The sequence below is a fragment of the Pedobacter puniceum genome (genome assembly GCF_009674685.1).
In the GTDB taxonomy this organism is placed as follows: domain Bacteria; phylum Bacteroidota; class Bacteroidia; order Sphingobacteriales; family Sphingobacteriaceae; genus Pseudopedobacter; species Pseudopedobacter puniceum.
In genome coordinates this window covers 119,258-145,897 of sequence record NZ_WKJI01000003.1, presented here as the reverse complement: position 1 = coordinate 145,897, position 26,640 = coordinate 119,258, and the positions used below count along the sequence as shown (strand labels likewise).

Below are 26,640 nucleotides of genomic sequence, written 5' to 3'. Positions count from 1 at the left end.
TTAATATTTTCTAAGAAAACAAAATTAGAAATAATTTGGCCCAGTAAGCGGGCTTTTAAATGGGATAAGATAAGCTTCTGAAAGATGGGAATCTTTCAGAAGCTTATCTTATAAGTTGAAGGCTATTTTTTTAACATACTGATAAGCCAGTTGGTAGCTTGCTCTCTTTGAGCTTCCACAGTATTATGACCTGTTTCTTTGTAAATAGCCAGCTCTTTTGCTGCGCTGATACTGTTATAAGCGGCATACATAGAGGTTGGCGGACAAGTTTCATCATTAAAGCCCCAACTGTAAAAGCCAGGTACTTTTAATTGCTTAGCAAAATTTACCACATCATAATATTGGCAGGTTTCTAACTTTGCTTTGGTATTATTTTGTGTAACAGATGTAGCATTGAAATAATGTGGCCAGCCTCCTGCTCTGTTAAATAAATAACCTGTAACATCGCTTAAAGCGGGATAAAATGCAACCAAATATTTTATTCTTTTATCTAATGCAGCTGTTACAATAGATAATGCCCCACCTTGACTACCGCCTTGTACGGCTAAGTTAGTACCATCATAAGCCGGATGACTGGCTAAATAATCTAAAGCTCTGATACATCCTAAATAAACCCTTTTATAATAAAAGCTGTTTTTATTGTCTAAATTAAAGCTAGGATAACCTGCTAATGCTCCAGCTCTTAAATCATTATAAACATCGGCATTTAGGTTAACCGGAATACCATGTATGCCTATTTCAAGTGTGATAAATCCTTTTTCGGCTAAAGCAATATCACCATTATAAGGTCTTACACCTGCACCCGGAACTTTTAAAACGGCTGGATATTTTCCTTCCTTTTTAGGTACGCATAAAATACCGTAAATTCTTGAAGCACCAATGTTTTGGATGTTTAATTGGTAAACATCAACCGTAGCGGTTGAACGCTCTTTTAAAGCTTCTAGCTTTACATCAAAAGGTACTTTTTCTAAATCTTTTATGGCTTTTGCCCAAAAGGTTTTAAAATCATCTGGCAAAGTAATGGTTGGTTTTATAGCTTCTGGTGCAAAAGCCGCTGTGGCTAAACTTTTAATCACTTTATCTCCAGACTGTGTAGTTACCGTGATTCTTAAAAAACCTGGTTCTGCTAAAGAGCTAGCACTTACCACCGCCTCTCCATGAGTTAACACTAAAGAGTCTTTTTTAATAGCAGGCATTTTTTCTGGACCAAGCTCGTACTTTACTTTTACATTTTTAAGCTGCTTACCATCTTGCATTGCGGTAATTTTAAACTTAGGTTGCTCACCTATTTTATAAACCCAATCAGGTTTATCAGCGGTAACAGCTAAAGTAAGATTTGTAGACTTATTGGTTTGTGCCTGTACGTTGGCAATGAATAAAAAGCCTAACAAAATGAATGTTAAGTTTTTAAATTTAAGAATTGAATTGTTCATTTTTGAGGTTTGGTATATTGGGTTAGCTAATAAGCGCTAAGTTAATACATATGTTTAATCCGCAAAAACTCTATTAAATTTTAGCTATTATTTTAAAAGTCGTATAAAAAATACCTTCACTGGCGTAGCATTTTCTGTATTTACAAACTTAACTTTTAAAGATTTTGCATTTTCAAGAATATCAGCCGGGATAATGTATTCCTCATCAAAAAACTTCTCTCCTTTATCTCCGTTTAAAGTAACTTTTTGAAGCATTTTATCATTCACAAAAATCTGCAATCCTTTGGCAACATCTGCACCATAATAAGTAATGCGTAGTTTTTTAGCCTGCTTATTTTCATTCTTTAGCTCGTAAGAAAACCATGCTTTGGTAGCTCTAAAACGCCTGTCTCTAAACAAGCCATTCTCAGTATCTTTGCCGTCAAAGGCATGGTCTACTTCAGACTGCTGCTCGCCAGGTGCAACAAAATCTACCGTTGCGGTTTCTAAAGGCAAGACTTTTTGCTCTTCTGCTAACCATTTTTTTCGATTTTCTTCTAAACTTTGGATACTGCTTACGGGCCAATAAAGCATATATCGGGCATCATGCAAATTAAAAAATGGAATCAGTTTTAGGTTTTTATATTTATCCTGGTGGATATACTTAGCGGCACCAAATATCAGTTTATCTTTATCTATAATTTCTAATTGAGGTTTGAAATTTTTCTGTTCTGAAATAAGCACAGGAGCATCAGCAACAGAATATAAAGGTCCGTTTGCAATATGTCCTTTTCTAGAATCATCAGCAATTAAGCCTTCTAAATCTTGCTTAGAAGTGGCAGAAGCCAACACAATTGGCCCATGCCTAAAAGCCACCCACGAAGAATGGTCTGGCAAAGATTCTAGCTGTGTTTCCATTGGAAGTGTTAGGCTTATTTTATCGTTATTTTTCCAATTTCTTTTGATAGCCACATAACCATTTGCTGCAAGTTTAGCCTCTACAGGTTTCTGGTTTACTAAAACCGCTAACTGATTGTTTTTTACCCAATATGGCTTTCTGATGTATAAAGTAAAAGATTGTGGTTTTGCTAATTGTAAAGTTAGGGTACTAGACTCTTGAAAAGGAAACTTAGTTTCTTGCTTCAATGTTAAGCCCTTTTCTTTCCAATGCAGAGTAGAAGCAATAAATAGGTTTACAAATACATCATTTTGCTGATGAGCATAAATCAACTCGCCATATTTTGCATGATTTTCTATACCTGTACCTACGCAGCACCAAAAAGCAAGCTCGGGTTTAGAATAAACCCTGTAATGTTGCGCCCGCATAGGCGTTAAATAAACAAAACCGCCATGCTCTGGGTGTTGCGATGCTAAGATATGGTTATAAGTAGTTTTCTCGTAAAAATCTAAATAGCTGGCTTGCGGTTGGTCTTGAAATAAATGTTTACTTAGTTTCAACATGTTGTAACTATTGCATGTTTCAGGACCTTCTTTGTGGTAAATAAGTTCAGCAAAATCATCGGTTTTATTGAAATGCTCTCTTACACTATTGCCTCCAATTGCCACGCTTCTATTATTGACTACGGTTTCCCAAAAAAACTTAGATGCATTTTTCCAGCTATCATTTTGTGTAAGCTCTGCAATACGCATAAAGCCAATTACTTTAGGGATTTGTGTATTGGCATGTAAACCGGTAAGCGCATCTTTCTGCTGCAATAAAGGTTCTAAAATAAATTGATGCGAAAAACGCTTAGCCACCACTAAATATTTATCATCGCCAGTAATGGCTGCTACATCTGCTAAAACTTCGTTCATCCCACCATGCTCGCAACGTAGCATGTTTTGCATTTGCTCATCACTTAAATTGGCGATGGTATTTAAGCACCAATCGCTTAGTTTTAACAATATCTGCTTAGCTTCTGGCCTCTGTGCTATCACATAAGCATCTATTAAACCCGCATAAAGTTTATGTATGTTGTACCATGGCACCCACTTTTTGTTTAAAGCAAAGTTGGCTACTTCCAATTTGCCTTTTGCTACATCGGCCCACATGGCTAAACCATCCGGCACACCGCCTACATAGCCGTTTGCATTTTTTTGCTGACATAGTGCCAATTCATTTAGCATATAATCTAAACGCTTTAGCAACTCGGGTTCTCCTGTGGCGGCATACATCAGCGCAAGCGAAGAAAGATAATGACCAGCCGTTTGCCCACCCAAACCACTGGTTTCCCAATTGCCATACATAGCTGCTTTGGGTTTAAGCCCGGCTTCTTTTAAGAACGGAGCTAAGAGTCTATCGGGCTCTAAAGCCAGAATATATTTTAAATTATTTTGCTGCGCTTTTAAGAAAAGTTGGTCTTCTAGTTTAACCGCCGAAAGCGGAAATAACTGAGCTTTTTGCTGCGCTTGTGCAGTAAAATGGGTACCCACAAAGAAGAAAGAATAGATGATAATTTTACGTATCATAAAATAGGTTTTTTGGCTTATAGCTGGTTAATTCAAATATAAGTGTAATTTTCACATTTCTTAAAAAGAATAACAAATCATGCTGTTGATTTAAAGATGCACAAGTAAGTTTATTTGTTTAATTCTTGATAATCAAACCAAGCAAAATCTGCATAATTAGTGGTTTTAGCACCATTGCTACTGGCATAAATAGCCAGGTAAACACCGGTAAAGCCGCCTGCTGTAGCTCTGTTAAGCATAGTGCCTTCAACATTTCCTAACAATAAATTCCAATCGTTTTCTTTTGTTGCAAAATGAAAAGCATAAGCTTGCCCTTGGGCAGATACTTTTAAAAATAATTGCTTAGCATCAATAGCTTTCTCGGCCAATATTTCTACCACGCCTGCTTTTACTTTAGTTAAGCGCAGCACCTTTTTTCCGTTCTGTAAGAGATACTCTAATTTAAAATGATGCGTTGGATTTTGATAAACAACTAAGCCTGCCGTTTCTTTATTTTTAGGATTAAACTGCATAAATGTGCTTGCCGCAAAATTGATATGCTGTTGCCTACGACCTATAAAAGCCGGATTAGCTTTTTCTGTAATATTTTCTGGTTTTAGATACAACCTTAAAGTACCAGGTTTTTTGGTTAAAGAATATAAGTTTGCCGATGGGGTTCTGATTAAATTCCATTGAAAGCCCAATTTATCGCTATTAAAATCATCTCTTACACTGGGTTTAGCCACCTTAAATTCTGGTAAATTAGGAAAAGGAAATTGAGGCAACACCTTACCTTCGCCTGGGGCTACCACTGGCCAACCATCCTCCCAAATTAATGGAGCTATAAAAGTTTCTCTGGCTAAATTGGCCAAGCCTTTTCCGCCATAGGGTCTGGTTCCTAATAAAACGGTATACCATTCGCCATTTTGGGTTTCTACAAAATCTGCATGACCAATGTTTTGTATAGGATAATGGTTACCTAAATGCCTGCTGGTGATGATGGGGTTTTTAGCACCAATTTCATAAGGCCCTTGAATATTTTTACTCCTAAAAACTGTAACGGCATGGTTAAAATCTGTGCCTCCTTCTGCTATAATGAGGTAGTAATAACCGTTTACTTTGTAAATGTGTGGCGCTTCTATGTTACGGGCTTCTCTGGTTGCACCTTCATCAAGCAAGAGCGTAACAGGGCCTTTTAATTTCATGCTTTTGGTATCAAACTCTTGCAACCAAATTTCTCTTTGCTTAAAATAGCGTTCCTTATTGGGGATTTTATTTCCTGTATACCAAGCTCTTCCATCATCATCAAAAAACAAAGAGGGGTCTATACCGGGTGCATCTTCTAACCAGTAAGGGTTGCTCCATGGGCCGGCAGGATTTGTTGCCGTTATAACGAAATTTCTTTTTACAGGATCACCGCCTGCTCTGGTACACAAAATGTAATACAAACCTTGATGATATCTGATGGTTGGCGCAAAAATTCCTCCTGATGGATTCACGCTGTCTAATCTTATTTGATCTGGCCTATCTAAAGCATGACCTATTTGCTGCCAATGGGCTAAATCTTTACTATGAAAAATGGGTAAACCCGGGAAATACTCGTTGGTAGAACAAACCAAATAATAATCATCATTTACACGGCAAATACTAGGGTCTGGATAATAACCTTCTAGAATAGGGTTTTTAAGTACTTTTTCTTGTTGTGCGTAAAGCTGTTGCATGCATAATAAGCAAATCATCAGGAAGCAGCCAAAAATGCTGCGAGAGCGAGAATTAAAAATCATGAGTTTAAATTGGTTTTAATGATAGAGCTTATTTTAAAGCCGAACGCACATGGATGGAGGTGAAAATACGAAATATTAAGCTTGAGAGGGAGATAGTAAAGTTAAAGGAGTTATTTATTTGGGTGTTGCCCAAGGCCGGGCTTTCCGCTGTATCTTTTTTTCCCTAAGCTATACCCTCTCACTAAAAAAGGATGCCGCTGCAATCCCTAACACGGTTTGTCTTCTTTATCTTAATTTTTGTCAGCACATTACTTAAAAATATAAAGCTTATGCAAAATATTAAAGTCTTTGCTTCTATTTAGATTTAAGTCAACCCTGCCCCTTCTTGCCTTTGCCCGCTAAGACTTAAACCAGAACCGGGCGTTTCTGTTTTTGTTGCTAATAAAGGCTTCTACTTTTTAACAAAACCATAAATCACTAATGACACTCCTGAGAGAGCAAATAATATTCCTATTCCATAGTCCACAGTGAAATTTTCTTTCGGGTACAGTACCTGATTATACCCCCTTAAGTATTTCATCTGTATTCTGTCACCCACTTGATACTGATCACAGATAGATGAAGCAACCTGTTTTACAAATATTTCACCATTATAATCCAATTTCATGTTGTATTTGGCTCTTGTACCTAGACACGTTTGAGGCTTTTCGATAATCTTCATATAGACTAAAGACCCGTTGTTTTCTAAGTTGAAAATTTTATAGTTGTTTATTAACCATGTTATAGAAAATATAAACACTAAAACTCCTAATATTTTCATAGTATTCTTCATATATATATTCTTAATTTCCTACTCGAAGGTTATCTCTTTTAACAATTAAAGGAGTAGGTTGAACTGATGACATCTCCTTACTAGCGCAAGTCTTAGCGGGCTAGACAAAGCAAAAGCCTGACTTGTGCTTTCATCACTGTAATACATCTATTTCTATTAAACCTTTACCTTCTTGATAATCCTTTGCACTACTATACACATAATCCGCTGCATGCTCTACTATGCCTGCCTCTACTGGATTGTTATGTATATAATCCAATCTTTGTTCAAACATATTGCTATGAAAATCTAATTCTATGGGATGATTATCTTGCCGCCAAAACTGATAATTTGTATTGTTACTATTCTCTTTGCCAGCTTTGGCAAATAAAAACAGCATCCACTCTTTTCTGCTTTCTGTTGTACTTTCCTTTATTTCCTTCAGTATTTTATATGCTGTATATTTCTTTAAATCTCGCATGATATCAGCTAGTTTACCTCCCGTTCTGCTGCTCATAATTAAATGAACATGATTACTCATGACTACCCATGCATGTATGTTTAAATTCTTTTCCTTTCTACAGTAAACTAAACTCTCTAAAAACAAATCTCTATACACTTGTCTTGTAAAAACATCTATCCACCCTACAACAGCAAAAGGAACAAAATATATCCCCTCTGGATTGTTAAATTTATATTTTGAACTCATTTTTATATTTAGTGCTTTTATTGAATAAGCACAAGTCAGGCTCTCCCTTTTTTCCTCTACTCACTAAGACTTGCGCCAGTGAGGGGTGCTCTCTACTGGGCATCAATAATATCTGACTTTATTTTTTCCAAAACACCTCTAAATGATGAAATAGGCATTTGATACAAATTATACCTAAAATAAAATCTTTTTCCATCTTCAAACTCTATATAAAAAACGTTAAAATAAAACGCTAGTAAAGAAGCAGGTTTAATAATAAAAGAAGAATTAATTGGCACAGTGGTTTTTATTCCAAACTTATTAAATTGAAAACATTTACCTTTTACAACATAGAAATCCCAATCAAAACAACAGAACTTTATTAATAATATCATAAAACCCATTGATAACAAAAAGTAAATAAAAATACCAGCACTAAAATTAAAGTCCCAATCAAGTAATATTGATAATATTAAATAAAAACTAAAAGGAAAACTTCCAATGAGAAAAAACAAGACCCTCCCTATTATATTATTAACACTTATTTTAATCATTAGATATTATTTTTCACTTACTTTAACTCCTATTTCAACTTTATATTCTACTACGTAGCCTACACCTATTGCAGTGCCTATTCCTGCTGCCAATTCAGCCGATGGCTTATTTTCACCACTTTCCATATTTTTTTCCCCTATCTAGCGCAAGTCTTAGCGGACTAGATAGAGCAAAAGACTGACTTGTGCTTTCATTATTGTAATACATCTATTTCTATTAAACCTTTACCTTCTTGATAATCTCTCTCTGGGTTGTTAAACTTATATTTTGTACTCATTACTAAATCTAGTGCTTTTAATCATAAGGCACAAGTCAGGCTCTCCCGCTTTACCTACTCGCTAAGACTTGCGCCAGTGAGGGAGGCGTTGATTCTCATCAACTCTTCACGACACACCTTGCGCCATTGAGAGGGTTAAGACTACCTAAACTAATGACCAATAATGTTCTATTAATCCTATCCCCAACATTATTGCACATATTCCACTAATTAAAAAACCAAAATTAAATCCTAATTCGTCTTTCTCTTTTTTCAGAAAAAACTTTATTTGATTTATTACGATAAATATCCCAAGTATTAAGGATAAAATGCCTCCAAGAAAATATAGCGTATTATTCATTTAATTAGGTTTAGGTTTTAATTCTGCCTTAGGTTTTGATGCGGGAGCTGGTTTTATAAGTGGTAAAGGAGTAGGAGAAGTTAAATCTGGTATTAAAGGTAATGACCCCGGATTATCTTTAGACTTTGTTTTATCAATTCCTATCTCTGCAAGTTTACTTGTAGCAGTTACACCGGCAGATAAAATAGTTTTTTCTGCTTTTGTAAGCCCCCTCACTAGCGCAAGTCTTAGCGGGCTAGACAAAGCAAAAGCCTGACTTGCGCTTTCATCACTGTAATACATCTATTTCTATTAAACCTTTGCAAACTATCTAAAGACACAAGTACCCCTTAATTCATTCCTATAATACTGCATACTTACGCCAAAACGCTCAGCATTTAATTTTAAATATAAATAATTAATATAATATAATTAACGGCTTTAGTTCTAGAACTACAAATAAAAAAAGCCTCACTATTTCTAGTAAGGCTTTAAGGAGCTCCCGAAGCTGGGCTCGAACCAGCGACCCTCTGATTAACAGTCAGATGCTCTAACCAGCTGAGCTATTCGGGAATTTTAAGCATTTCAACATGCTTCTGGTTAAGGGACTGCAATATTCGGGATTTTAAATTTATTATGCAATATTTGTAAAAACTTTTTTGAAGATAATATATGAGCTTAGTTGTTATAGGTACTGTGGCTTTTGATGCTATAGAAACTCCGTTTGGTAAAACCGATAAAATTGTAGGTGGTGCAGCTACTTATGCTAGTTTAGCAGCCTCTTACTTTTATAAAAAAACAAAAATTGTGGCTGTTGTAGGTGAGGATTTCCACGAAGAAGACATCAACAGCATTAAAGAGCATGGTATTGATGTAGAAGGCTTACAAATAAAAAAAGGAGAAAAATCTTTTTTCTGGGCTGGTAAATACCATAATGATATGAACAGCCGTGATACTTTAGCTACAGAGTTAAATGTTTTAGCTGATTTTGACCCTATCATTCCAGAGTCTTACCAAGATTGCGAGTTTTTAATGTTGGGTAATTTAACGCCGCAAATACAACAAACCGTTATCAAAAGGTTAAAAAACAGACCTAAGCTTATTGTGATGGATACCATGAATTTTTGGATGGATATTGCCATGGACGATTTATTGGAAACCATTAAGATGGTAGATGTTTTAACCATTAATGATGCAGAAGCCCGCCAGTTATCCGGAGAATATTCTTTGGTTAAAGCGGCAAATAAAATTTTAACTATGGGCCCTAAATACCTGATTATTAAAAAGGGAGAACATGGTGCATTATTATTTCATGAAGACCAAATATTTTCTGCTCCGGCTTTACCTTTAGCCGAGGTTTTTGATCCAACGGGTGCTGGTGATACTTTTGCTGGTGGTTTTATTGGGTTTTTATCACAAGTAGGTACTGTAAATTTCAATAACATGAAAAATGCTATCATCTATGGCTCGGCCTTAGCATCTTTCTGCGTAGAAAAATTTGGCACAGAGCGTATTAAAAATTTAACTCAAGAAGAAATAGCTGCTAGAGTACAAGAATTTGTGAAGCTAAGTAGCTTTGTAATTTCTAAATAAAAAAGAGGCAGTCTTGAATTTTCCAGACTGCCTCTAACACACTAACCAATCGTACTTTATTTGAAAGAGATATAAAGTAATTTTTTAATTTCTTGTGATGTGATGATGGTTAAAAAGAGACAGTCTTGATGGGCAAGACCGTCTCTTTACACTTAACTAACTTATCGCATTTATTTGGAGTATGAAGAAGATTTTATCTTGCTTTTTAAAACTATTCTTCCTGTAATCTCTTTTTTAGGAGAGCTTAAAAAAGAGGCAGTCTCGCTTATCAAGACCACCCCTCATTAAAAAAGAACTAACCTTTTGTTTTTACTTTATTCTGAGGAAGATTCAATAAAGTCTCTTGTAAAAATTCTACTTTACCTGTGTGTATATCATAAACGGCACCTACAATTAAAATCTCACCGTCTACATACTTTTTATGTAAAATAGGTTCTAAATCTCTTAAATGGTTTACTTGTTCTATCACATTTTGGCGAACTGCGTTATTCACAGGGTCGCCCGGTAAATGCGCACATTTGGCAACTGCCGGTTTTATATCATTAATAAGCGTAACAATATGTCCGGGTACATTTTCTGGTCTTTGTACTGCTGCTGCCACCGCACCACACTCTGTATGCCCTAAAACTACAATAAGCTTTGTATTAAGTTTTAGGGTGGCAAATTCCATACTTCCATAAGATGCTGCCGCAGAAACCTGCCCTGCTGTACGGATAATAAATAAATCTCCTAAACCTTGATCAAAAATTACCTCATTGGGTACTCTAGAATCAGAACAGCCTACAATAGTAGCAAACGGTTTCTGACCATTTTCTAGCTGCTTAATGGTTTGAGCATCTTGTCTTGGCTTAATGCTTTTACCTTCCACAAATCTTTTATTACCGCCCATTAATTTCTTTAAACCTAGGCGTGGGTCTGCATAGGCAGAGTCTCTATTGATAACATAATGCTCTGCTCGCCATTTCGCAGAATCAATTTTAACTACGGCTTTACTGTTGCTTTTTCTACTTTGTTGTGCCTGCAAACTTAAACTTGCGATGAGCAAACATACTAAGGTGATACAAAAATTTCTTTTCATTTTATGCTATTTAGTGTGTTAATGAGTGTATATGTTCTGTCTTAAAAATTGATTTTTAGTCCGCCATAATTCCTTTTGATAACATCTGTTGGAATAATGGGGTTGTGGTGAACATCAAGAAATTTCAATTTCTTGAGTTCTTTAATTTCTGCCGGAATAGTTTGTAATTTATTATCGCCTAAATACAGGGCTTCTATTTTTTGAAGTTTACCAATATTTTTGGGCAAGATGCTGATTCCGTTATTTTCTAAGTGAAGAATTTTAAGGCTCTTCATCCTACTTAAGATCTCTAAATCTTCTTCTAGCTGTAAGTTTTTTTCTTTATCTAGATACAACTCTGTAAGATTTTTCAAAGCATCAAAGTTCTTAGGGAGCAAGGCAATTTCATTATCACCAATATCTAATACCTTTAGATTTTGAAGCGTGGTAATCTCCTGCGGAACACTCGATAAATGAGTGTTCCGGAGATTTAAATATTGTAGATTTTTGAACTTAGCAATCTCTTCTAAATGATCAAGATGTTGATTTTGTAAGTTTAACCTAAACACCTTTTCAGGCTCTTTTAAAGCCTCCTCAAGGGTGGTATATTCTTTTACTGCTACTTGGGCATCGGCCTTATGAGGCAATACTGCAAGCAGTATACACACCATGATGATAAGCAATTGTAAGTAATCATATACCGTAAATCGCTGTAAAAAAGGCTCTTTTTTAGGTTCCATAATCTTATTCTTTAGAGATTGATGTTTTAACTATTTAAAGCTATTTACCCTCTGTACTTAAAATGAGGGGCGAATCTCCATCAGTTATGATTGTTTTAGCATTTGGAGATGTTGATAGCTTATTAAAAGCTTCAATAGCTTTAAATCTTAGAAGCATTGGGGATAAACCCTCAGAAATAATTTTCTGAGCATCTCTAATACCTTCGGCTTCAATAGTTCTACGAGTAGCTTCTTGGCGCTCTTTATCTAAGACAAATTGCATTCTTTGCGCATCTTGTTCTGCCTCTAATTTTTCTTCAATAGCTTTGGTTAGCCCTGGAGGAAGCACTATACTTTTCAACAGAACAGACTCTATCACAAAACCTCTGCTTTGCAACTGAGACATCATCAAATCTTTAATAGATTTTTCTATTAAAGCTCTTTGTCCTGTATGCATATCCTTGGCAAAATATTGAGAAGAAACATCAGCTACAGCTGATCTAAAAATTGGCAAAATAACTACCTGCTCATAGCTTCTACCTAATTTTTCAACTATTTGAGGGCCATAATCTCCTACCATCCTATACAAAATAGAAACTTCTGATTGTACCGTTAAACCTTCTTTAGATGGCAAAGGCAAACGAACCTCCATATTGATAGTACGTGTTGGAAGTTTAATAATGGTAGTTGTAAAAGGATTAAATACTCTGGCACCTTCCATTAAAGGTTTAGGATTTATTTTACCAAAAGAGCGTTTTACACCAATTTCGCCTTGCTTAATAATGGTACAGCTACTTAAAGATGCTACAGCTAGGCATGCTGAGAATAAAATAACTTTAGTTTTCATTATATTAAAATTTAGATTACACAATCATTTTTCTTTATAGTGTAAACATAAATTTCTCTTATTAGACTAAACTTAAGCTGATATTAGGATGAGCTTAGAATTTATGGATGATTTCCTTTGGGTAAAAAAAGAATAAATTCTACAAATTCTGATTCCTCTAGGTTTACTGTTAAATGACCTTTATGAATATCAATAATTCTTTTTGTAAGCGATAAACCTACGCCATGACCTTTCACGTTTTTAGAATTAGCACCTCTGATAAAAGGATCAAAAATGATATCGATATTTAAGTTTACAGGTGTATTTAATTTGTTTTGAAATTTTATCTGAATTTCATCTTTTAAGGTAAGTAATTTAATTTGAGCTGTTTGATCTGATGCGAACTTTACAGCATTTTCAATAAGATTGATGAATGCACTATAAATTAAGCTCTCGTTAGCATAAATCTCGGGTAAATAATCCTCATGGTCATCAATTTGCAGCACAATCTTACTTTCCGGATATTTTTGACTGACCTCAGATTTTGCTTGTAGTAATAAATCTACCACATTAAGCAAGCTTGCTTTAATTCTAATATCATCAACATCAATACTGTTTAATTCTAATAAATTGTTGGTAAGGATATTAAGTTGATTTACATCTTCTAAAACAGATTTAGCCATGTTTCTTAGTTCCTCCATATTATCATTAGCAAGCAAAGAAACCTGTATTTGCCCAGTAATAGCCGTTAAAGGAGTTCTTAATTCATGCGAGGCATGAGATACAAAAGCCCTTTGTTTATGAAAAGCTTTCTGTAAACGGTCTAACATCTCGTTAAAACGCTGAGCCAACTGCCCTAGCTCATCTTTATTACCCCTTTGGCTAAGTCTTAAACTTAAATAAGATGCATTAATAGCATCTATTTCTTTAATCATTTGTTGCATAGGTTTAAGTAGACCTCCTGCAAAAAACCGCCCTATAATAGCACTTAAGGCAATTAATAAAATACTTCCAAAACTTAGCAGAATGGCTAAATTGTGCTGCTTACTTAAACCATATTTATCTACCGCAGATACAATAACAATATAATCTTTAGCTCGGTTTCTAATGGTCATACCAAATTCTTCTACCTCACCTTCTTCCCAAAAAACTTCTTCGTTTCGCTTTATTTCTTGCAGTTTAGCCGGAGTATAAATATTGCTTTTTAGCCCACTTTGATAGATAACTTTATCCTGAGCGTTGAAAATAACAATGTTTTCTTTGCTGAGGGCCGTCATCTGATTACGACTTAATATTTTAAGCAAATCAGGACTAACTTCTTCTTTGTTAAAAACAATGGTAGCAGCAGTTAAGGCTTCTCTCTTTAGCCGAGTTTCAAATTCTGATTGCCTGTAAACATCACTTAAAAAGTAAATGGTTACACAAAAAACCAATAATAATACAGTTACGATACTAAGGAACAGTACCGTCATCTTGGTTCTAATTGTCATTTCTGTTTTAAGATATAACCCATTCCTACTACAGTATGAATAAGTTTGTTAGCATGCCCTTTATCTACTTTATTACGAACGTAATTGATATAAACTTCAACAAAATTGGTTCTAGTATCAAAATTTATATCCCAAACTTTTTCTGCTAATTCTATTTTTGAAACTACTTTACCTTTATGAAGCATCAAGTACTCTAATAAGCTAAACTCTCTGGCTGTAAGCTCTATTTCTTTCCCTGCTCTACGGGCTATTTTCTCGTTTAAATCAAGCTCTAAATCTGCTACTTTTAAAATTTCTTGTTGTTTAACCTTTTCAGGATAATACTTTAGAAGTGATTTAATCCTAACCAAAAGCTCCATAAAATCAAAAGGCTTAACCAGATAATCATTAGTACCAACCTCAAACCCCGATAATTTATCGGCTAAGCTTCCCATGGCGGTTAACATTAAAATAGGAATTCTATTATCATTTTTTCTGATTTGCTCGCAAACGGCTAAACCACTCATATCAGGTAAACCAATATCTAATATTACCAAATCATAATGGTTTTGATTAAAAAGATTAAGCGCCTGAAAGCCGCAATCTGCAATATCACTAGAGAAATCTTGAGTTTGCAAACCTTTATGAATAAAGGCTGCTACTTTAGTTTCGTCTTCAACAATTAATATATTTTTTCGTTCTACCATTTTTATACAGCGTTAATTGCTCTTTGAGGATTGAAATTAGCTTCTTATAGCATCTTCAAAAACAACATAAAACTAGTTGATTAAATTAGGCAGAAATTACATCAACCTTAGAAACTTATTAGAATTTAATTTCCTTTTGAGTTAAAATTTACATTTAACGCTTTAAGCTTAATTAACCGCATTTTTTTCATAATGTTCATCATGATCCAAAAAATTATTTAGAATCATTTTAAAATTAATTTGGATTAGTTCTAAATAAAATAGAAATTTGAAACAATATGAATCAACTAGCGGAAATTAACCAAATAGAAGTCTTTAGCACCAATTTCGGCTCTATTAGTCATTGCCCTAGAACAGATTTACTTACTTTAAAATTCTCTGGTAAAACCGTTACCTACAAATACCCTTGCTTACAAAGACTAAACAAAGTTATTAACCAGGTTGATTTGGCTAAAATGACAGATGCCAGCCATTCTGGCCTAGAAATTATTTTCTTGTGTGGAGCCGAGGATTGCTTTGTATTAGATATTCATGAAATTTTAGGGCTTAAAGATTTGTTACATGGTACTTTTACCATGTTTAACTTAAACAGCACTATTAAAGATTGCCTGCAAAGGCTAATCTGATAATTAGATTAACTCCAAATTACTTTTCTAATCTGCCTACGGTGTAATATTTGCTATATTTAAGATATAAAAATTTACATCATGAAAGATTTAGTACGTCATAAAAGTTTACTTTCTACCGAGATAGAAAGTAGCTTAAATCAGCAAATAAAAAAAGAAGCTCATTCATCATCGCTATATTTAGCTATGGCTTCTTGGTGTGATAGAAATGGTTTTGATTGTTCTGCTCAATATTTCTATGATCAATCAGAAGAAGAGCGTAAACACCAAATGAAATTATTTCATTATGTTTTAGATATGGGCGGTACGGCTATCTCTCCAGATATCAATAACATCAAAATAGAGTATATGAGCTTTAGAGAAGTGTTTGAGGATGCTTTGGAACAAGAAATAGCTATTACACAATCTTTCAAAAACATTGCTGCAAAATGCCATAAAGAGCAAGATTTTGTAACCTTAGAGTTTTTAAACTGGTTCTTTAAAGAACAACGCGAAGAAGAATTTAAAGCAAGAAGAGCTTTAGAATTGTTTGATTTAATTGGTGAAGCCGGAACTGGTCGTTGGGAAATTGATAGACATATAGCTAAAATAAAATATAGCGAAGGTGAAGAAGCTTAAAAAGCTCTAATCAACATTAAAAAAGCGATAAGAACTTATCGCTTTTTTAGTTTAAGCTCTTCTAAAGTTTTGAAAACTTGTTTTTCTGTATATTCTTTAAGCCAAATATTTTGAGGTTGTAAATTTAAAACAGGAGCAAACTTACACCTATCTGTACATTCTATTCTTATAACCTCTGTATCTGTATGTTTCACATAAGATTTTAAAGACTTATAACAATCTTTACCCCCTCTTTTAGCGCATTTGCTGCCGGTACAAACGTAAATAATGTTTTCTGGCTCGTAAAATTTACTCATGCTATTCTTTGTATTTCTTCACAACTTACCTCATCATCATGATGTGTTTTTTGCTCTATCAAATCTTTAATATCTCCTTTAGCATTAACAACTATTGCAGAAAGTTTGTTGCATTTATACGCCCCTGTATCTATACAAATAGCATGGCTAGCTTCATCATATTTAGCTTTTTCTGCCGGTGTATGCCCATAAACCTGTAATTGCTGAAGTCTTCTTATCCCCTTTCTTTGGTATAAAACACTATCTACATTATCCGGATTAAAAGGTTCTGCCGTTTCACAAACACCTGCATGGCTAACTAATAAGTAAGGCGTTTGGTAATATAAGGGCATCTTTTTAAACAACTCAGCATCGGGCTCTATTCTTCTTCCATGAAATAAGTATTGAGAAAACGTTTTCTCGCCAGATTTTTGAAACCAGTCTTCGTTATACTGGCTAAGTACATGTTTGTAAAAATACTCTTCGTGGTTACCTCTAATTAAAACGCTATCAGGCTCTTCATCTTTAAGGTTAAAAGCTAGTTCTACTACTTGCGGACAAAAATTACCATGGTCTACCAAATCTCCAACAAAAATAAGTTGTTGTGTATTGGGTTTCCATTTTTTTAATAAAGCTTGTAAAGTATTTAAACACCCATGAACGTCTCCTACAATAAAGTGTTCTTTTTTCTTCTTTGACATGAACTTGTGCGGACTGATTTAATTAAAATCTTTGTTCAACAAGCGTTCCAAATCAGTAAAACTAATATTCATTTTTACCCTACCCTGCTGTGCATAAGAAATTTCTCCTGTCTCTTCAGAAACAATTAATGCAGTAGCCTCGCTAGATTCTGTAACGCCTATCCCGGCCCGGTGTCTTAATCCAAATTGTGGTGGCAACTTATCATTCTCTGTTAAGGGTAAAATACAGCTGGCAGACTTTATTTTATTTTCTGATATAATAACAGCACCATCATGCAATGGGCTATTTTTCTGGAAGATACTTTCTAATAAACGCTTAGAGATTTTTGCATCCATCATTTCACCACTATTGGCAAAAGCATCTTGATCAAAATATTTTGCAAAAACAATTAAAGCACCTGTTCTGGTCTTTTTCATGGATTTACAGGCATCAATAATAGGTTTAATTTTGGCGATATTGTTTTTCTCTAACTCTTCTTTGCCAAACATCAGCTTTAGCCAAATCTTATTTTTTAGAGAGATATTTTTACCTATGGTAAGTAAAAATCTTCTAAACTCTTGCTGAAAAACGATAATCAAAGCAATAAAACCTACGCTAACAAAACTGCCTAAAATACCTGCCAGCAGTTTCATATTTAGCTGCTCTACCACAAAATAAACAACATAAATAAGGATAAAACCTATAAAAATATTAACAGCTATAGTACCTCTTATCAAATTATAGATGTAATAAATGATAATAGCTACTAAAAGGATATCTATTACATCTAATACGGTAAGTTTTAAGAAGCTAAAATCGAGAAAATCCATATTTTAATATTGTACTCTTGTAATTTATCAAAAATTATTAAAAAAATAATAGCTATTTGGCTTTAAGATAGGTTTGATAAAGACTAATACTCTCTTTTGCCGCCTTTACATCATGAACTCTTAATATTGCCGCCCCATTTTGTAGTGCTATAGTGTTTAAAACTGTAGTACCATTTAAGGCTTCATCTGCCGTGGTATTAAGCGTTTTCCAAATCATAGATTTTCTGGAAAGCCCCGCCAAAACTGGGAAACCTAATATTTCAAAAGCAGCCATATGCTTTAATAAACTAAAGTTTTGACTTATATCTTTTGCAAAGCCAAAGCCGGGGTCTATGATGATATCATGCACTCCGTAAGCTTTTAATTGTTGTATTTTAGATGAGAAATAATACATCATCTCTTCCATCATATCATCATAGTGGTTTTGCGATTGCATGTTTTGAGGCGTACCTTTCATGTGCATCAAGATGTAAGGCACTTTTAATTTTCCTACGGTTTCAAACATTTTTGGGTCTAAATTACCACCCGATATATCATTAACGATATGCGAACCAGCATGTATAGCTTTTTCAGCTACACCAGCCCTAAAAGTATCAATAGAGATAAAAGCTTGTTTAAATTCTTTACTAATGAGTTCTACTGCTGGCAAAAGCCTTGCTTCCTCCTCGGCTTCACTAATATCTTGAGCCCCTGGTCTTGATGAGTAAGCTCCCAAATCCAAAAAATCTGCTCCTTCGGTAAGCATTTTTTCTGCTTGCTTAAGAATTTCATGGTTAGTATTAACTCTACTGCCAGAGAAAAAAGAATCTGGTGTGATATTGATAATCCCCATTACTTTAGGCTCGCTTAAATCCATCAATTTGCCGCCAATATTTAATGTGTTTTTTACCTGAAGCCTTGTATCTTTAACCATTATTTTATTTGCTTACAAAATAAAGCCCTCTTTCATCTATTATTATGATAAATAAAGGGTAGAATTTTTAAAAGCAACAAAATAGCCATAATTTTACTATTTAAATAAACCCGATATCAGATTGGCAGCTCAAACATCAACACAATACGACGCAGTAATTAAGGTATGTAAAGACCTTTTCATGAAAAAAACTCGTGATTATGGTACAGCTTGGAGAATTTTACGTCCCTCTTCTATAACCGATCAAATTTTTATTAAAGCGCAAAGAATTAGAACTTTAGAAGAGAAAAAAGTTAGTAAAGTTGGTGATGATATTAAGGGAGAATACATCGGTATCATCAATTACTGTATTATAGCTATGATACAGCTAGAGCTTGATGATAGTGCTGCTACAGAGCTTGAACCTAGTATTGTGGAAGTTAATTTTGACCAAAAAGTTACCGAAACTAAAGAGCTTATGTTTGCCAAAAATCATGATTATGGCGAAGCTTGGAGAGATATGCGTGTAAGCTCTTTAACAGATTTAATCTTGATGAAGATTTTACGCGTAAAACAAATTGAAGATAACCAAGGGCAAACAGAGGCCTCTGAAGGTGTAAAAGCCAATTATCAAGATATGATGAACTACGCTATTTTTGCACTGATAAAATTGTCTTAACTGCTAAGCTCTTAACCTATGTTACACAATAAGTACATCCTTTTATTTAGTCGGATATTTGTAGGTGTCCTTTTTATCTTCTCAGGACTTATTAAACTAAACGACCCTCTAGGCTTTTCTTACAAATTAGAAGAGTATTTTGAGGTTTTTCATGTAGTTTTTTTAAACCCAATTTCAGTATATCTATCTATCTTTTTATGTGCACTTGAAGTGGTATTGGGTGTGTTTTTATTAACCGGCATATCTTCAAAAAAGGTAAGTTGGGGTTTATTGTTACTGATTATATTTTTCACTTTCTTAACTTTTTACTCGGCAGCTTTTAATGTTGTAAAAACCTGTGGCTGCTTTGGTGATGCTATACCTTTAACGCCTTGGCAATCTTTCAGCAAAGATTTGATTTTATTGGTTTTCATTGTTTATATCTTCTTTAATAAAGCGCATATTAAGCCCGTTGCAGCAGAAAAATCTGGCAGAACAGCAATTATCTCTTTAACCATCGGCTTAACCATATTATTTGGCATTTATACCTATGCATATTTGCCTATTATAGATTTTTTGCCTTATAAAATTGGTGCTAATATTCCGGATGCTATGCGTATTCCTGAAGGTGCACCACAAAACGAGTATGAAATTATTTATACGCTAAAGAATAAGAAAACTGGCGAGCAACAGGAAATGAGTGATAAAAAATATCTGGAGACCAAAATTTATGAAAATCCGGATTGGGAATTAATCAACTCATCAGAACCAAAACTTGTTAAAGAAGGCTATCAGCCTAAAATAAGTGATTTAAATATTTACGATTCACAAGGGGTAAGCTATACCAAAGAATTGATAGAAAACCCTTACTATAATTTGGTTGCTGTTGGTTGGAAGCTTGATAAAGCTAATAAAAAAGCTGCCGGAGACATTAACGCTTTAGCGATAAATGCTGCAGAAAATTTTAATATCCGTACGGTTTGGCTAACAGCAAATTCTGCTACTGATGCTGAAAAATTTATCAAAGAAAATAAACTGGTGATGGAGTTTTTTTATGCCGATGCAGTACCGCTTAAAAGTATGGTAAGAGCTAATCCCGGTTTAATTCTTTTAAAAAACGGAACAATTATTAATAAATGGCCAGCAAGTGCTTTACCAAGTTATGATGATTTGGTAGCACAATACTTGAGTAAAAACTAAAATGAAGATATTCTTAATAGGTTTTATGGGTTGCGGAAAAACAAGAATGGGTAAAAACCTTTCTGCCAAAATAAACCGTCCTTTTATAGATTTAGATACCTTAATAGAAAGTACCCAGCATAAAACTGTTCCTGAAATTTTTGCTGAGCTAGGCGAAAATGGTTTCAGAGAAATTGAGCGTGATTTATTACAAAATAGCGCCATAGCTGATGATGCTATTATCTCTACCGGTGGTGGGGCACCTTGTTTTTTTGATAATATGGATTGGATGAATGCCAATGGCTTAACTATTTTTATTGACCCACCTGTTAAAGTTTTAGCAGATAGATTGATAAACGCTAAAACCGAGCGACCGCTAATAAAAGGCAAAAGCTTTGATGAACTGGTTTTATTTATAGAAAACAAACTAAAAGAACGCAGACCATTTTATGAAAAAGCCCAAATTTCTTTACATGGTGTAAACCTAACGCCAGAAATTTTATTAGAAGAGTTAGAAAATAAAGACATCAAACTGGTTTAGGCCAGTTTGCCGATAACTTTAAAGCGCTCAAAAACCTGTTCTGTATGTGGCGCATCTTTTAACTCGGCTGTTAAATCTTGCCCCGCCCAATGCTCATAATGTTTTCCTTTTAGCCATAATCTGCTTTGGCTTACATCATAAATTAAACCCAAATAAGCAACCCATATTTCTGGCTTATCTTGTCCGTTTCTTAAAGCTAACTGAGATTTGGTATAAACAGGCAATTCTTCTTCTATCATGCAGCTTTTCTCTTATTTCTAAAGAACTCAAAGAAAAGCAAATTCATCAAAAATAAAGACATCGAATAAAAATGATCCTCGAAAGGGATAGTTCCAACTCTAAAACCCATATTTTCTGAATTATTATACATCACAATAGGTATAGATGTTAATATCCCATTTACAATATAGAAAGGTAATAAAGAAACCAAGTAGGCGATGTAAAACTTACCCATATTTAAATGCGTTTTAGCAAAAATGGTGTAGAGTAAAACCACCATAAGAGTGCTAAAATTTACTAAACTGTAAATTCTATCATAAAACAGCCCCAGCATAATTACGCATAAGATGATGAATAACCAACTGATAGTATTTACGATTTTAGCCGAGATTTCAATCTTAAAATAAGCTATTAAACACTCGTATATAAAAATACAAGCAAAAGGAATGGTGATAAAAAACATGATTTCCTCTAGTGGTAAATCGAAAAACCTGATGCCTAGAATATAATCATCATTAAAAGACCAAACTTGGTTAATGGTAAAAATATAATCCCAAAGAAGATAAAGAAGCCCTGTAATAAATAAGCCAGGCATGATAAATTTCCACTTTTTATAATAATGTACTTTTTTATCGAATGATAAGAGAATAGGAAAGAAAACTGTTAAAATATTAATGAGCAGATAACTCAGTTTATTATCCATTTATGCTATTACTTTTCTTAAAACACTTACTTCATTATCGGTACATCTTTTACTATCAATCATAAAATTGACCATATTTTTCAGGATATTTTCATCTACATGCAAAGCTTGTACGTTTGATTTTTGTACCAATTCTAATATCTTCTTTTTATCTATTTCAAGATGTTTGCTGTAACCTAAAAATGGAGGTAGAAAATGCTCTAAACTAAATCTAAGAAAACGTATTTCAAGCTGGTTAGGACTTAATTCAACAGCTTTATCAATGGTTTTACAACCTTGCTTTAAAAAAGCCATTTTATTAACCGGGTTCCAAGAATGTTTTGCTCTTACCGCATCAGCAGAACCTAAATAAGCCAATATTAACGGACTTGGGTTTTTAATGGCTTTTAATTCTTTATAAAGTTTATCGGCAGCATTGGCATCTTTAATAGCTTCTATATAATCTTTTCTTATTTTTTGGATATCATAAGCCAAACTTTGAACCGTAAAACAAGCCAGAAATAGAAAGCAAAAGATAATATTTTTCATAATTTTTATATTCTTATATAACGAACGTAAAAACCTTAAACAAAGTTTAGCTTGTCCTTAATCAATGCTTGTGCCATTAAGAATATCTTTTGTGTATCTGGAATACGTATTCTTTTATTCGCTATGGTTTGAGCCGATGTAGCTCTTATTTTCTCGAATAATTTTAGATAATAAATATAAGCTATATAAACACCAAGCTTAGAACCTTGTGGAAGTAGTTTTATACCTTCTAGAGCATCATCAAAATCTACTTTAATGTCTTTTTCGATTTCTTGTTTATCCGCCTCGGTAAATTTTGTAAAATCAACACCAGGGAAATATGTTCTTCCTCTTTCTTCAAAATCAGATTTAATATCTCTTAAAAAGTTAATTTTCTGAAAAGCAGAACCCAAACTTCTTGCTTTGGGTAATAAAGTATCATAAAGTTGATGATTGCCTTCACAAAAAACTCTTAAACACATTAAACCCACTACTTCTGCCGAGCCGTAAATGTACTCCTTGTAGCTGTCATCGGTATAACGGGTTTTATCTAAATCCATTTCCATTGATTTTAGAAAAGCATCAATCAAATGAAACTCAATATGGTATTGATTTACTACTAATTGGAAAGCATGTAGTACAGGATTTAAACTTATTTTACGCTTTATAGCTTCAACAGTATCTTTTCTAAACTGAGCAATTAAGCTTTCTTTGTCTTGATCATGAAAAGTATCAACAATTTCATCAGCAAAACGCACAAAACCATAGATGGCATAAATGGGTTCTCTAAACTTTTTATCAAAAGCCTTAATGCCCAAACTAAAAGAAGTACTGTAGTTATTGGTAATAATTTTACTGCAATCTAGGCAGGTTTGGGTATATAAATCCATCAATAGCTAAAATTGTAAAATATATTCAGATTACAAAATCAGTTAGATTTTGTTTGAAATGATTTATCGTTTAGCTAATAAACAGCAGAAATCAAGAAATTGTAAAACAAATTAGCTTATTTTGAATTTAACATTTAACATGGGTAATCAATCTAAAATTGCAGTTATAGGCGCAGGTTTTTCTGGCTTGGCTGCAGCCACGGTATTGGCTAAAAAAGGCTATCAGGTAACTTTATTAGAAAAAAACGACCAAACTGGTGGTCGAGCGAGGATTTGGCAAACCGAAGGTTTTACTTTTGATATGGGACCAAGTTGGTATTGGATGCCAGATATTTTTGAGAATTATTTCAACCTGTTTGGCAAAAGTGTTAAAGATTATTATCAGCTTATACAATTAGACCCCGGGTATAGAATTTATTTTGGCGAGGACGAAATCATGAACATTCCGGCCAATATGCAAGAACTAGAAGCTTTATTTGAACAGTATGAGCCAGGGAGTAGCATTGGTTTAAGAAAATTTATGGAGCAAGCGGCTTATAAGTATAAAACCGCTATGAGCGATTATGTTTTTAGACCTTCACACTCTATTACCGAGTTTATAGATTTAAGAATGATGCTAGAAAGCTTACGGATTCATATGCTTAAACCTATGAGCTCTCATGTAAGAAAGTACTTCAAAAATCCAAAACTGATACAATTATTAGAGTTTCCCGTTTTGTTTTTAGGCGCTACAGCACAAAAAATACCGGCCATGTACAGCTTAATGAATTATGCCGATTTAGCCATGGGAACTTGGTACCCAATGGGTGGTATGCACCAAATTGTAAAAGCTATGACTAAGCTTGCTGAAGAGCAAGGTGTAGAAATTTTGCTAAATACAGAAGTTGAAAAAATTTTGGTGGATAAAAATAAGGCTAAAACTTTAATTACCAATAAAGGAAATATTGAAGCAGATTTTGTTATTTCTGGCGCAGATTATGAACATACCGACCAACAACTTTTAGAACCAAAGAACAGAAATTATACTGCCGAGTATTGGGATAAAAGAACTATGTCTCCTTCATCTTTATTGTTTTACATTGGTTTAGATAAAAAAATAGAAGGTATTAAACATCATAATTTATTTTTTGATGAAGATTTAGACCAACACGCTAAAGAAATTTATACTACACCACAATGGCCCACAAAACCTCTATTTTATGCTTGCTGTCCATCTCAAACTGATGATACAGTAGCTCCAGAAGGAAAAGAAAACTTATTTTTCTTGATACCGCTAGCCCCAGGTTTAGAAGATTCTGATGAATTAAGAGAAAAATACTACAACATCATCATGGATAGGTTTGAGAATATCACTAAACAAAAAGTTAGGGGACATGAAATCATCAAGAGAAGCTATGCCATGGAGGATTTTAAGAAAGATTATCATTCTTATAAAGGCAATGCCTATGGTTTAGCTAACACCTTAGCTCAAACAGCGTTTTTCAAACCTGCTATGAGAGCTAAAAAAGTTAATAACTTACTATTTACAGGCCAACTTACCGTACCAGGACCAGGTGTACCACCTTCATTAATTTCTGGACAAGTTGCAGCAGCAGAGGCAGATAAATATTTTAAAGGAAATTAGATAGATAATCAAGAAGTAAAACTTCTTAGGCTGCAACAGCCTCAGAAGTTTTACGGTCATAAGCTTTCAAACTTTTCTTAAGCAATTTTCTTGCTACGTGTATTCTAGTTTTAACTGTACCAATAGGTATAGCTAAATGGTCTGCTATTTCGTGGTATTTATAACCTTCAAAGTACATGGTAAAAGGCACATAATATTCTTCTTGTAACCTTGATAGTGCTTTTTTGATATCATCCATCACAAACTTTGGCTCTCCTCCGTTTACTGTTGCAGAGTAAGATAATTGAGAAGATGAAATCTCGTCTGTTTTAGTTACGAAAGTATTAATCTTCACAAACCTACGGTAATTATTAATGAAGGTATTCTTCATAATGGTGTATAACCATCCTTTTAAGTTTGTTCCTTCTTTAAATTTATTATAGTAGGTAATTGCCTTTAACATAGTATCCTGTACCAAATCATTGGCATCATCAGCATCATGTGTAAAATGTAAGGCATACATTTTAAGTGATGATGCTTGGCGCATTACTAGGGTGTTAAATTCTATCTTAGTCATTTTGTTTAACTTTTATGATTAATACCTAAACAAACTTAATGATTATAATTTGTAATCTGCAAATTTTGTTTAAGTTTTTTGTCAAAAAAATTAAACAATATGTTGCAACACTTTTTCGCTAACAAAAGTTAGACCAAAGGCGTATAAATAAGGTTTTCAGGATTTTAATCTAATAATGGGTAGTAAAAAAATTACATACCTTAGCTAAAAGACGTTTACTTCGCGTTCTAAGACAACGCCAAACTTCTGTTGAACAGAATTTATAATAGATGTAGAAAAATCATAAATTTCTTTTCCGGTTGCACCACCATGATTAACAATAACCAAGGCCTGCTGATGCCAAGTACCTGTATGGCCAACAACCTTTCCTTTCCAGCCACATTGCTCTATTAACCAACCAGCAGCTAATTTAACTTCATTATTGGGCAATAAAAAGTACACTATCTCCGGAAACTGTTCATGTAATAGGTCAAATTGTTCTTTTGTTATAATAGGATTTTTAAAGAAAGACCCTGCATTACCAATGGTAAATGGGTCTGGCAATTTAGATACCCTAATTTCTGACACCACCTTAGATACATCACTTAAAGTAGGTTGTGTAATATTTCTATTTGTTAATTCGGCTTGGATAGCCCCATAACTGATATTTATTTGAGGAATTAAAGACAATTTAAACTTTACACTACAAATAATATATTGACCTTTTAAGGCCCTTTTAAATATGCTTTCGCGATATGCAAATTTGCAAGCATCATTTGTAAAGTACTTAAAAGTACCAGTAGCAATTTCAAAGGCTTTACAGCTTTCAAATACATCTTTTAGCTCTACTCCGTAAGCACCAATATTTTGTATTGGCGAAGCACCTACAGAACCCGGTATAAGGCTTAAATTTTCTACTCCTGCAAAACCCCAATCAACACAATAATTTACAAAATCATTCCAAACCTCACCAGCACCAGCCTCTACCACAACTTCTTGATGATTGATGCGATGCTCTATTCCCCTAATATTCATTTTAATAACTAAACCATCAAAATCTTGTGTAAGTAACATATTGCTACCACCACCCAAAACCAAACGTGGGGTTTGGTGCCATTGTGGGTCTAGAAATAGTTCTACAAGCTCATCTTCTCGACATATTTCAACAAAATATTTAGCAAAAACCTCAATTTGAAAGGTATTGAAATTCTTTAAAGAAACATTTTGATGGATTTGTAACATGATGACGTTATATTG

General features: G+C 34.0%; 30 protein-coding genes and 1 tRNA gene. 7 read left to right on the top strand and 24 right to left on the bottom strand.

Translation table 11 applies throughout. The features are described from left to right. Positions 1–122: 122 nt before the first annotated feature. From GJJ64_RS11995 to GJJ64_RS11955, 9 genes are all read right to left on the bottom strand, one after another. Entirely contained in the window at positions 123–1,433 is a 1,311-nt protein-coding gene (locus tag GJJ64_RS11995; protein WP_154288022.1) for an acetylxylan esterase, read from the bottom strand. A gap of 87 nt (positions 1,434–1,520) precedes the next feature. Further along, the gene (locus GJJ64_RS11990) at positions 1,521–3,881 is read right to left on the bottom strand and encodes a glycoside hydrolase family 127 protein (RefSeq protein ID WP_154288021.1); all 2,361 of its coding nucleotides are present in this window, start codon (positions 3,879–3,881) and stop codon (positions 1,521–1,523) included. A gap of 110 nt (positions 3,882–3,991) precedes the next feature. Beyond that, entirely contained in the window at positions 3,992–5,581 is a 1,590-nt protein-coding gene (locus GJJ64_RS11985) for a glycoside hydrolase family 43 protein (RefSeq protein WP_154288020.1), read from the bottom strand. A gap of 454 nt (positions 5,582–6,035) precedes the next feature. Next, positions 6,036–6,416, bottom strand: coding sequence for a hypothetical protein (locus tag GJJ64_RS11980; protein ID WP_154288019.1), 381 nt, complete (start codon positions 6,414–6,416; stop codon positions 6,036–6,038). A 133-nt stretch (positions 6,417–6,549) separates the two neighbouring features. Next, the gene (locus tag GJJ64_RS11975; RefSeq protein WP_154288018.1) at positions 6,550–7,104 is read right to left on the bottom strand and encodes an REP-associated tyrosine transposase; all 555 of its coding nucleotides are present in this window, start codon (positions 7,102–7,104) and stop codon (positions 6,550–6,552) included. A 92-nt stretch (positions 7,105–7,196) separates the two neighbouring features. Then, positions 7,197–7,637: a hypothetical protein gene (locus GJJ64_RS11970; RefSeq protein WP_154288017.1), complete on the bottom strand. Its 441-nt coding sequence runs from the start codon at positions 7,635–7,637 to the stop codon at positions 7,197–7,199. Positions 7,638–8,060: 423 nt separating this feature from the next. Then, on the bottom strand, positions 8,061–8,255 hold the full coding sequence (locus GJJ64_RS11965; protein ID WP_154288016.1) for a hypothetical protein: 195 nt from the start codon (positions 8,253–8,255) through the stop codon (positions 8,061–8,063). Next, positions 8,256–8,537, bottom strand: coding sequence for a hypothetical protein (locus GJJ64_RS11960; RefSeq protein ID WP_154288015.1), 282 nt, complete (start codon positions 8,535–8,537; stop codon positions 8,256–8,258). 196 nt (positions 8,538–8,733) lie between these two features. After that, positions 8,734–8,807 (bottom strand) — tRNA-Asn (locus tag GJJ64_RS11955). A gap of 99 nt (positions 8,808–8,906) precedes the next feature. Between GJJ64_RS11955 and GJJ64_RS11950 the strand changes: the two genes are divergently transcribed. Beyond that, entirely contained in the window at positions 8,907–9,827 is a 921-nt protein-coding gene (locus tag GJJ64_RS11950; RefSeq protein WP_154288014.1) for a PfkB family carbohydrate kinase, read from the top strand. A 295-nt stretch (positions 9,828–10,122) separates the two neighbouring features. Here the strand turns inward: GJJ64_RS11950 and GJJ64_RS11945 are convergent, their stop codons facing one another. From GJJ64_RS11945 to GJJ64_RS11925, 5 genes are all read right to left on the bottom strand, one after another. After that, positions 10,123–10,905 carry a carbonic anhydrase gene (locus tag GJJ64_RS11945; RefSeq protein ID WP_317162932.1) on the bottom strand — a complete coding sequence of 261 codons (783 nt, stop codon included), beginning with the start codon at positions 10,903–10,905 and terminating at the stop codon, positions 10,123–10,125. A 41-nt stretch (positions 10,906–10,946) separates the two neighbouring features. After that, positions 10,947–11,624, bottom strand: coding sequence for a leucine-rich repeat domain-containing protein (locus tag GJJ64_RS11940; protein ID WP_154288013.1), 678 nt, complete (start codon positions 11,622–11,624; stop codon positions 10,947–10,949). Between the two features lie 40 nt (positions 11,625–11,664). Then, on the bottom strand, positions 11,665–12,450 hold the full coding sequence (locus tag GJJ64_RS11935; protein WP_154288012.1) for a prohibitin family protein: 786 nt from the start codon (positions 12,448–12,450) through the stop codon (positions 11,665–11,667). Between the two features lie 101 nt (positions 12,451–12,551). Then, positions 12,552–13,919: a HAMP domain-containing sensor histidine kinase gene (locus tag GJJ64_RS11930; RefSeq protein WP_154288011.1), complete on the bottom strand. Its 1,368-nt coding sequence runs from the start codon at positions 13,917–13,919 to the stop codon at positions 12,552–12,554. Then, positions 13,916–14,605 (bottom strand): response regulator transcription factor, encoded by a 690-nt coding sequence (locus GJJ64_RS11925; RefSeq protein WP_154288010.1) that lies wholly within the window; start codon positions 14,603–14,605, stop codon positions 13,916–13,918. The genes GJJ64_RS11930 and GJJ64_RS11925 overlap by 4 nt, the downstream gene beginning before the upstream one ends. Positions 14,606–14,883: 278 nt before the next feature. Here GJJ64_RS11925 and GJJ64_RS11920 point away from each other — a divergent pair, with 278 nt between their 5' ends. Next, on the top strand, positions 14,884–15,231 hold the full coding sequence (locus GJJ64_RS11920) for a hypothetical protein (protein WP_154288009.1): 348 nt from the start codon (positions 14,884–14,886) through the stop codon (positions 15,229–15,231). A gap of 81 nt (positions 15,232–15,312) precedes the next feature. Beyond that, the gene (locus GJJ64_RS11915) at positions 15,313–15,849 is read left to right on the top strand and encodes a ferritin (protein WP_026903261.1); all 537 of its coding nucleotides are present in this window, start codon (positions 15,313–15,315) and stop codon (positions 15,847–15,849) included. Between the two features lie 35 nt (positions 15,850–15,884). Here GJJ64_RS11915 and GJJ64_RS11910 read toward each other — a convergent pair whose 3' ends face one another. Genes GJJ64_RS11910 through folP form a run of 4 tightly spaced genes read right to left on the bottom strand, consistent with a single transcriptional unit; the run spans position 15,885 to position 18,548 of the window. Beyond that, complete coding sequence (locus GJJ64_RS11910; RefSeq protein ID WP_154288008.1) at positions 15,885–16,145, bottom strand: (2Fe-2S) ferredoxin domain-containing protein; 261 nt, start codon at positions 16,143–16,145, stop codon at positions 15,885–15,887. Then, positions 16,142–16,825, bottom strand: coding sequence for a metallophosphoesterase family protein (locus GJJ64_RS11905; RefSeq protein WP_154288007.1), 684 nt, complete (start codon positions 16,823–16,825; stop codon positions 16,142–16,144). The genes GJJ64_RS11910 and GJJ64_RS11905 overlap by 4 nt, the downstream gene beginning before the upstream one ends. An 18-nt stretch (positions 16,826–16,843) precedes the next feature. Then, positions 16,844–17,635 (bottom strand): diadenylate cyclase CdaA, encoded by a 792-nt coding sequence (cdaA, locus tag GJJ64_RS11900; protein ID WP_154288006.1) that lies wholly within the window; start codon positions 17,633–17,635, stop codon positions 16,844–16,846. 52 nt (positions 17,636–17,687) lie between these two features. After that, entirely contained in the window at positions 17,688–18,548 is an 861-nt protein-coding gene (gene folP, locus GJJ64_RS11895) for a dihydropteroate synthase (protein WP_154288005.1), read from the bottom strand. 181 nt (positions 18,549–18,729) lie between these two features. Between folP and GJJ64_RS11890 the strand changes: the two genes are divergently transcribed. The 3 genes from GJJ64_RS11890 to GJJ64_RS11880 are packed head-to-tail and all read left to right on the top strand — an operon-like array spanning position 18,730 to position 20,905. Further along, complete coding sequence (locus GJJ64_RS11890; RefSeq protein ID WP_154288305.1) at positions 18,730–19,206, top strand: DUF1599 domain-containing protein; 477 nt, start codon at positions 18,730–18,732, stop codon at positions 19,204–19,206. Positions 19,207–19,224: 18 nt separating this feature from the next. Continuing rightward, positions 19,225–20,385, top strand: coding sequence for a BT_3928 family protein (locus GJJ64_RS11885; protein ID WP_154288004.1), 1,161 nt, complete (start codon positions 19,225–19,227; stop codon positions 20,383–20,385). A gap of 1 nt (position 20,386) precedes the next feature. Further along, positions 20,387–20,905 (top strand): shikimate kinase, encoded by a 519-nt coding sequence (locus GJJ64_RS11880; protein WP_154288003.1) that lies wholly within the window; start codon positions 20,387–20,389, stop codon positions 20,903–20,905. On the opposite strand, the gene GJJ64_RS11875 is transcribed toward GJJ64_RS11880, so the two are convergent. Genes GJJ64_RS11875 through GJJ64_RS11860 form a run of 4 tightly spaced genes read right to left on the bottom strand, consistent with a single transcriptional unit; the run spans position 20,902 to position 23,224 of the window. Continuing rightward, positions 20,902–21,144, bottom strand: a complete 243-nt coding sequence (locus GJJ64_RS11875; protein WP_154288002.1) for a cytochrome b5 domain-containing protein — start codon at positions 21,142–21,144, stop codon at positions 20,902–20,904. The two genes, GJJ64_RS11880 and GJJ64_RS11875, sit on opposite strands and share 4 nt — an antisense overlap. Beyond that, positions 21,141–21,827 carry a lycopene cyclase domain-containing protein gene (locus GJJ64_RS11870; protein WP_154288001.1) on the bottom strand — a complete coding sequence of 229 codons (687 nt, stop codon included), beginning with the start codon at positions 21,825–21,827 and terminating at the stop codon, positions 21,141–21,143. The genes GJJ64_RS11875 and GJJ64_RS11870 overlap by 4 nt, the downstream gene beginning before the upstream one ends. Beyond that, positions 21,828–22,355 (bottom strand): hypothetical protein, encoded by a 528-nt coding sequence (locus tag GJJ64_RS11865; protein ID WP_154288000.1) that lies wholly within the window; start codon positions 22,353–22,355, stop codon positions 21,828–21,830. Between the two features lie 35 nt (positions 22,356–22,390). Further along, positions 22,391–23,224, bottom strand: a complete 834-nt coding sequence (locus tag GJJ64_RS11860) for a phytoene/squalene synthase family protein (protein WP_154287999.1) — start codon at positions 23,222–23,224, stop codon at positions 22,391–22,393. A gap of 139 nt (positions 23,225–23,363) precedes the next feature. Here GJJ64_RS11860 and GJJ64_RS11855 point away from each other — a divergent pair, with 139 nt between their 5' ends. Continuing rightward, positions 23,364–24,848, top strand: a complete 1,485-nt coding sequence (locus GJJ64_RS11855) for a phytoene desaturase family protein (protein ID WP_154287998.1) — start codon at positions 23,364–23,366, stop codon at positions 24,846–24,848. Positions 24,849–24,873: 25 nt separating this feature from the next. Here the strand turns inward: GJJ64_RS11855 and GJJ64_RS11850 are convergent, their stop codons facing one another. Next, positions 24,874–25,404 (bottom strand): RNA polymerase sigma factor, encoded by a 531-nt coding sequence (locus tag GJJ64_RS11850; protein ID WP_154287997.1) that lies wholly within the window; start codon positions 25,402–25,404, stop codon positions 24,874–24,876. A 204-nt stretch (positions 25,405–25,608) separates the two neighbouring features. Then, complete coding sequence (murB, locus tag GJJ64_RS11845) at positions 25,609–26,625, bottom strand: UDP-N-acetylmuramate dehydrogenase (protein ID WP_154287996.1); 1,017 nt, start codon at positions 26,623–26,625, stop codon at positions 25,609–25,611. Between the last annotated feature and the right edge of the window lie 15 nt (positions 26,626–26,640).

Coding starts and splice junctions, on each gene's coding strand:
- GJJ64_RS11970 (WP_154288017.1), bottom strand. CDS start 7,637: ATGATTAAAATAAGTGTTAATAATATAATAGGGAGGGTCTTGTTTTTT.
- GJJ64_RS11860 (WP_154287999.1), bottom strand. CDS start 23,224: ATGGATTTATATACCCAAACCTGCCTAGATTGCAGTAAAATTATTACC.
- GJJ64_RS11890 (WP_154288305.1), top strand. CDS start 18,730: ATGAAAAAAACTCGTGATTATGGTACAGCTTGGAGAATTTTACGTCCC.
- murB (WP_154287996.1), bottom strand. CDS start 26,625: ATGTTACAAATCCATCAAAATGTTTCTTTAAAGAATTTCAATACCTTT.
- GJJ64_RS11935 (WP_154288012.1), bottom strand. CDS start 12,450: ATGAAAACTAAAGTTATTTTATTCTCAGCATGCCTAGCTGTAGCATCT.
- GJJ64_RS11965 (WP_154288016.1), bottom strand. CDS start 8,255: ATGAATAATACGCTATATTTTCTTGGAGGCATTTTATCCTTAATACTT.
- GJJ64_RS11885 (WP_154288004.1), top strand. CDS start 19,225: ATGTTACACAATAAGTACATCCTTTTATTTAGTCGGATATTTGTAGGT.
- GJJ64_RS11980 (WP_154288019.1), bottom strand. CDS start 6,416: ATGAAGAATACTATGAAAATATTAGGAGTTTTAGTGTTTATATTTTCT.
- GJJ64_RS11850 (WP_154287997.1), bottom strand. CDS start 25,404: ATGACTAAGATAGAATTTAACACCCTAGTAATGCGCCAAGCATCATCA.
- GJJ64_RS11915 (WP_026903261.1), top strand. CDS start 15,313: ATGAAAGATTTAGTACGTCATAAAAGTTTACTTTCTACCGAGATAGAA.
- GJJ64_RS11880 (WP_154288003.1), top strand. CDS start 20,387: ATGAAGATATTCTTAATAGGTTTTATGGGTTGCGGAAAAACAAGAATG.
- GJJ64_RS11910 (WP_154288008.1), bottom strand. CDS start 16,145: ATGAGTAAATTTTACGAGCCAGAAAACATTATTTACGTTTGTACCGGC.
- GJJ64_RS11975 (WP_154288018.1), bottom strand. CDS start 7,104: ATGAGTTCAAAATATAAATTTAACAATCCAGAGGGGATATATTTTGTT.
- cdaA (WP_154288006.1), bottom strand. CDS start 17,635: ATGGATTTTCTCGATTTTAGCTTCTTAAAACTTACCGTATTAGATGTA.
- GJJ64_RS11990 (WP_154288021.1), bottom strand. CDS start 3,881: ATGATACGTAAAATTATCATCTATTCTTTCTTCTTTGTGGGTACCCAT.
- GJJ64_RS11940 (WP_154288013.1), bottom strand. CDS start 11,624: ATGGAACCTAAAAAAGAGCCTTTTTTACAGCGATTTACGGTATATGAT.
- GJJ64_RS11925 (WP_154288010.1), bottom strand. CDS start 14,605: ATGGTAGAACGAAAAAATATATTAATTGTTGAAGACGAAACTAAAGTA.
- GJJ64_RS11855 (WP_154287998.1), top strand. CDS start 23,364: ATGGGTAATCAATCTAAAATTGCAGTTATAGGCGCAGGTTTTTCTGGC.
- folP (WP_154288005.1), bottom strand. CDS start 18,548: ATGGTTAAAGATACAAGGCTTCAGGTAAAAAACACATTAAATATTGGC.
- GJJ64_RS11870 (WP_154288001.1), bottom strand. CDS start 21,827: ATGGATAATAAACTGAGTTATCTGCTCATTAATATTTTAACAGTTTTC.
- GJJ64_RS11905 (WP_154288007.1), bottom strand. CDS start 16,825: ATGTCAAAGAAGAAAAAAGAACACTTTATTGTAGGAGACGTTCATGGG.
- GJJ64_RS11930 (WP_154288011.1), bottom strand. CDS start 13,919: ATGACAATTAGAACCAAGATGACGGTACTGTTCCTTAGTATCGTAACT.
- GJJ64_RS11945 (WP_317162932.1), bottom strand. CDS start 10,905: ATGAAAAGAAATTTTTGTATCACCTTAGTATGTTTGCTCATCGCAAGT.
- GJJ64_RS11995 (WP_154288022.1), bottom strand. CDS start 1,433: ATGAACAATTCAATTCTTAAATTTAAAAACTTAACATTCATTTTGTTA.
- GJJ64_RS11875 (WP_154288002.1), bottom strand. CDS start 21,144: ATGATAGAAGAAGAATTGCCTGTTTATACCAAATCTCAGTTAGCTTTA.
- GJJ64_RS11985 (WP_154288020.1), bottom strand. CDS start 5,581: ATGCAACAGCTTTACGCACAACAAGAAAAAGTACTTAAAAACCCTATT.
- GJJ64_RS11960 (WP_154288015.1), bottom strand. CDS start 8,537: ATGTATTACAGTGATGAAAGCGCAAGTCAGGCTTTTGCTTTGTCTAGC.
- GJJ64_RS11865 (WP_154288000.1), bottom strand. CDS start 22,355: ATGAAAAATATTATCTTTTGCTTTCTATTTCTGGCTTGTTTTACGGTT.
- GJJ64_RS11920 (WP_154288009.1), top strand. CDS start 14,884: ATGAATCAACTAGCGGAAATTAACCAAATAGAAGTCTTTAGCACCAAT.
- GJJ64_RS11950 (WP_154288014.1), top strand. CDS start 8,907: ATGAGCTTAGTTGTTATAGGTACTGTGGCTTTTGATGCTATAGAAACT.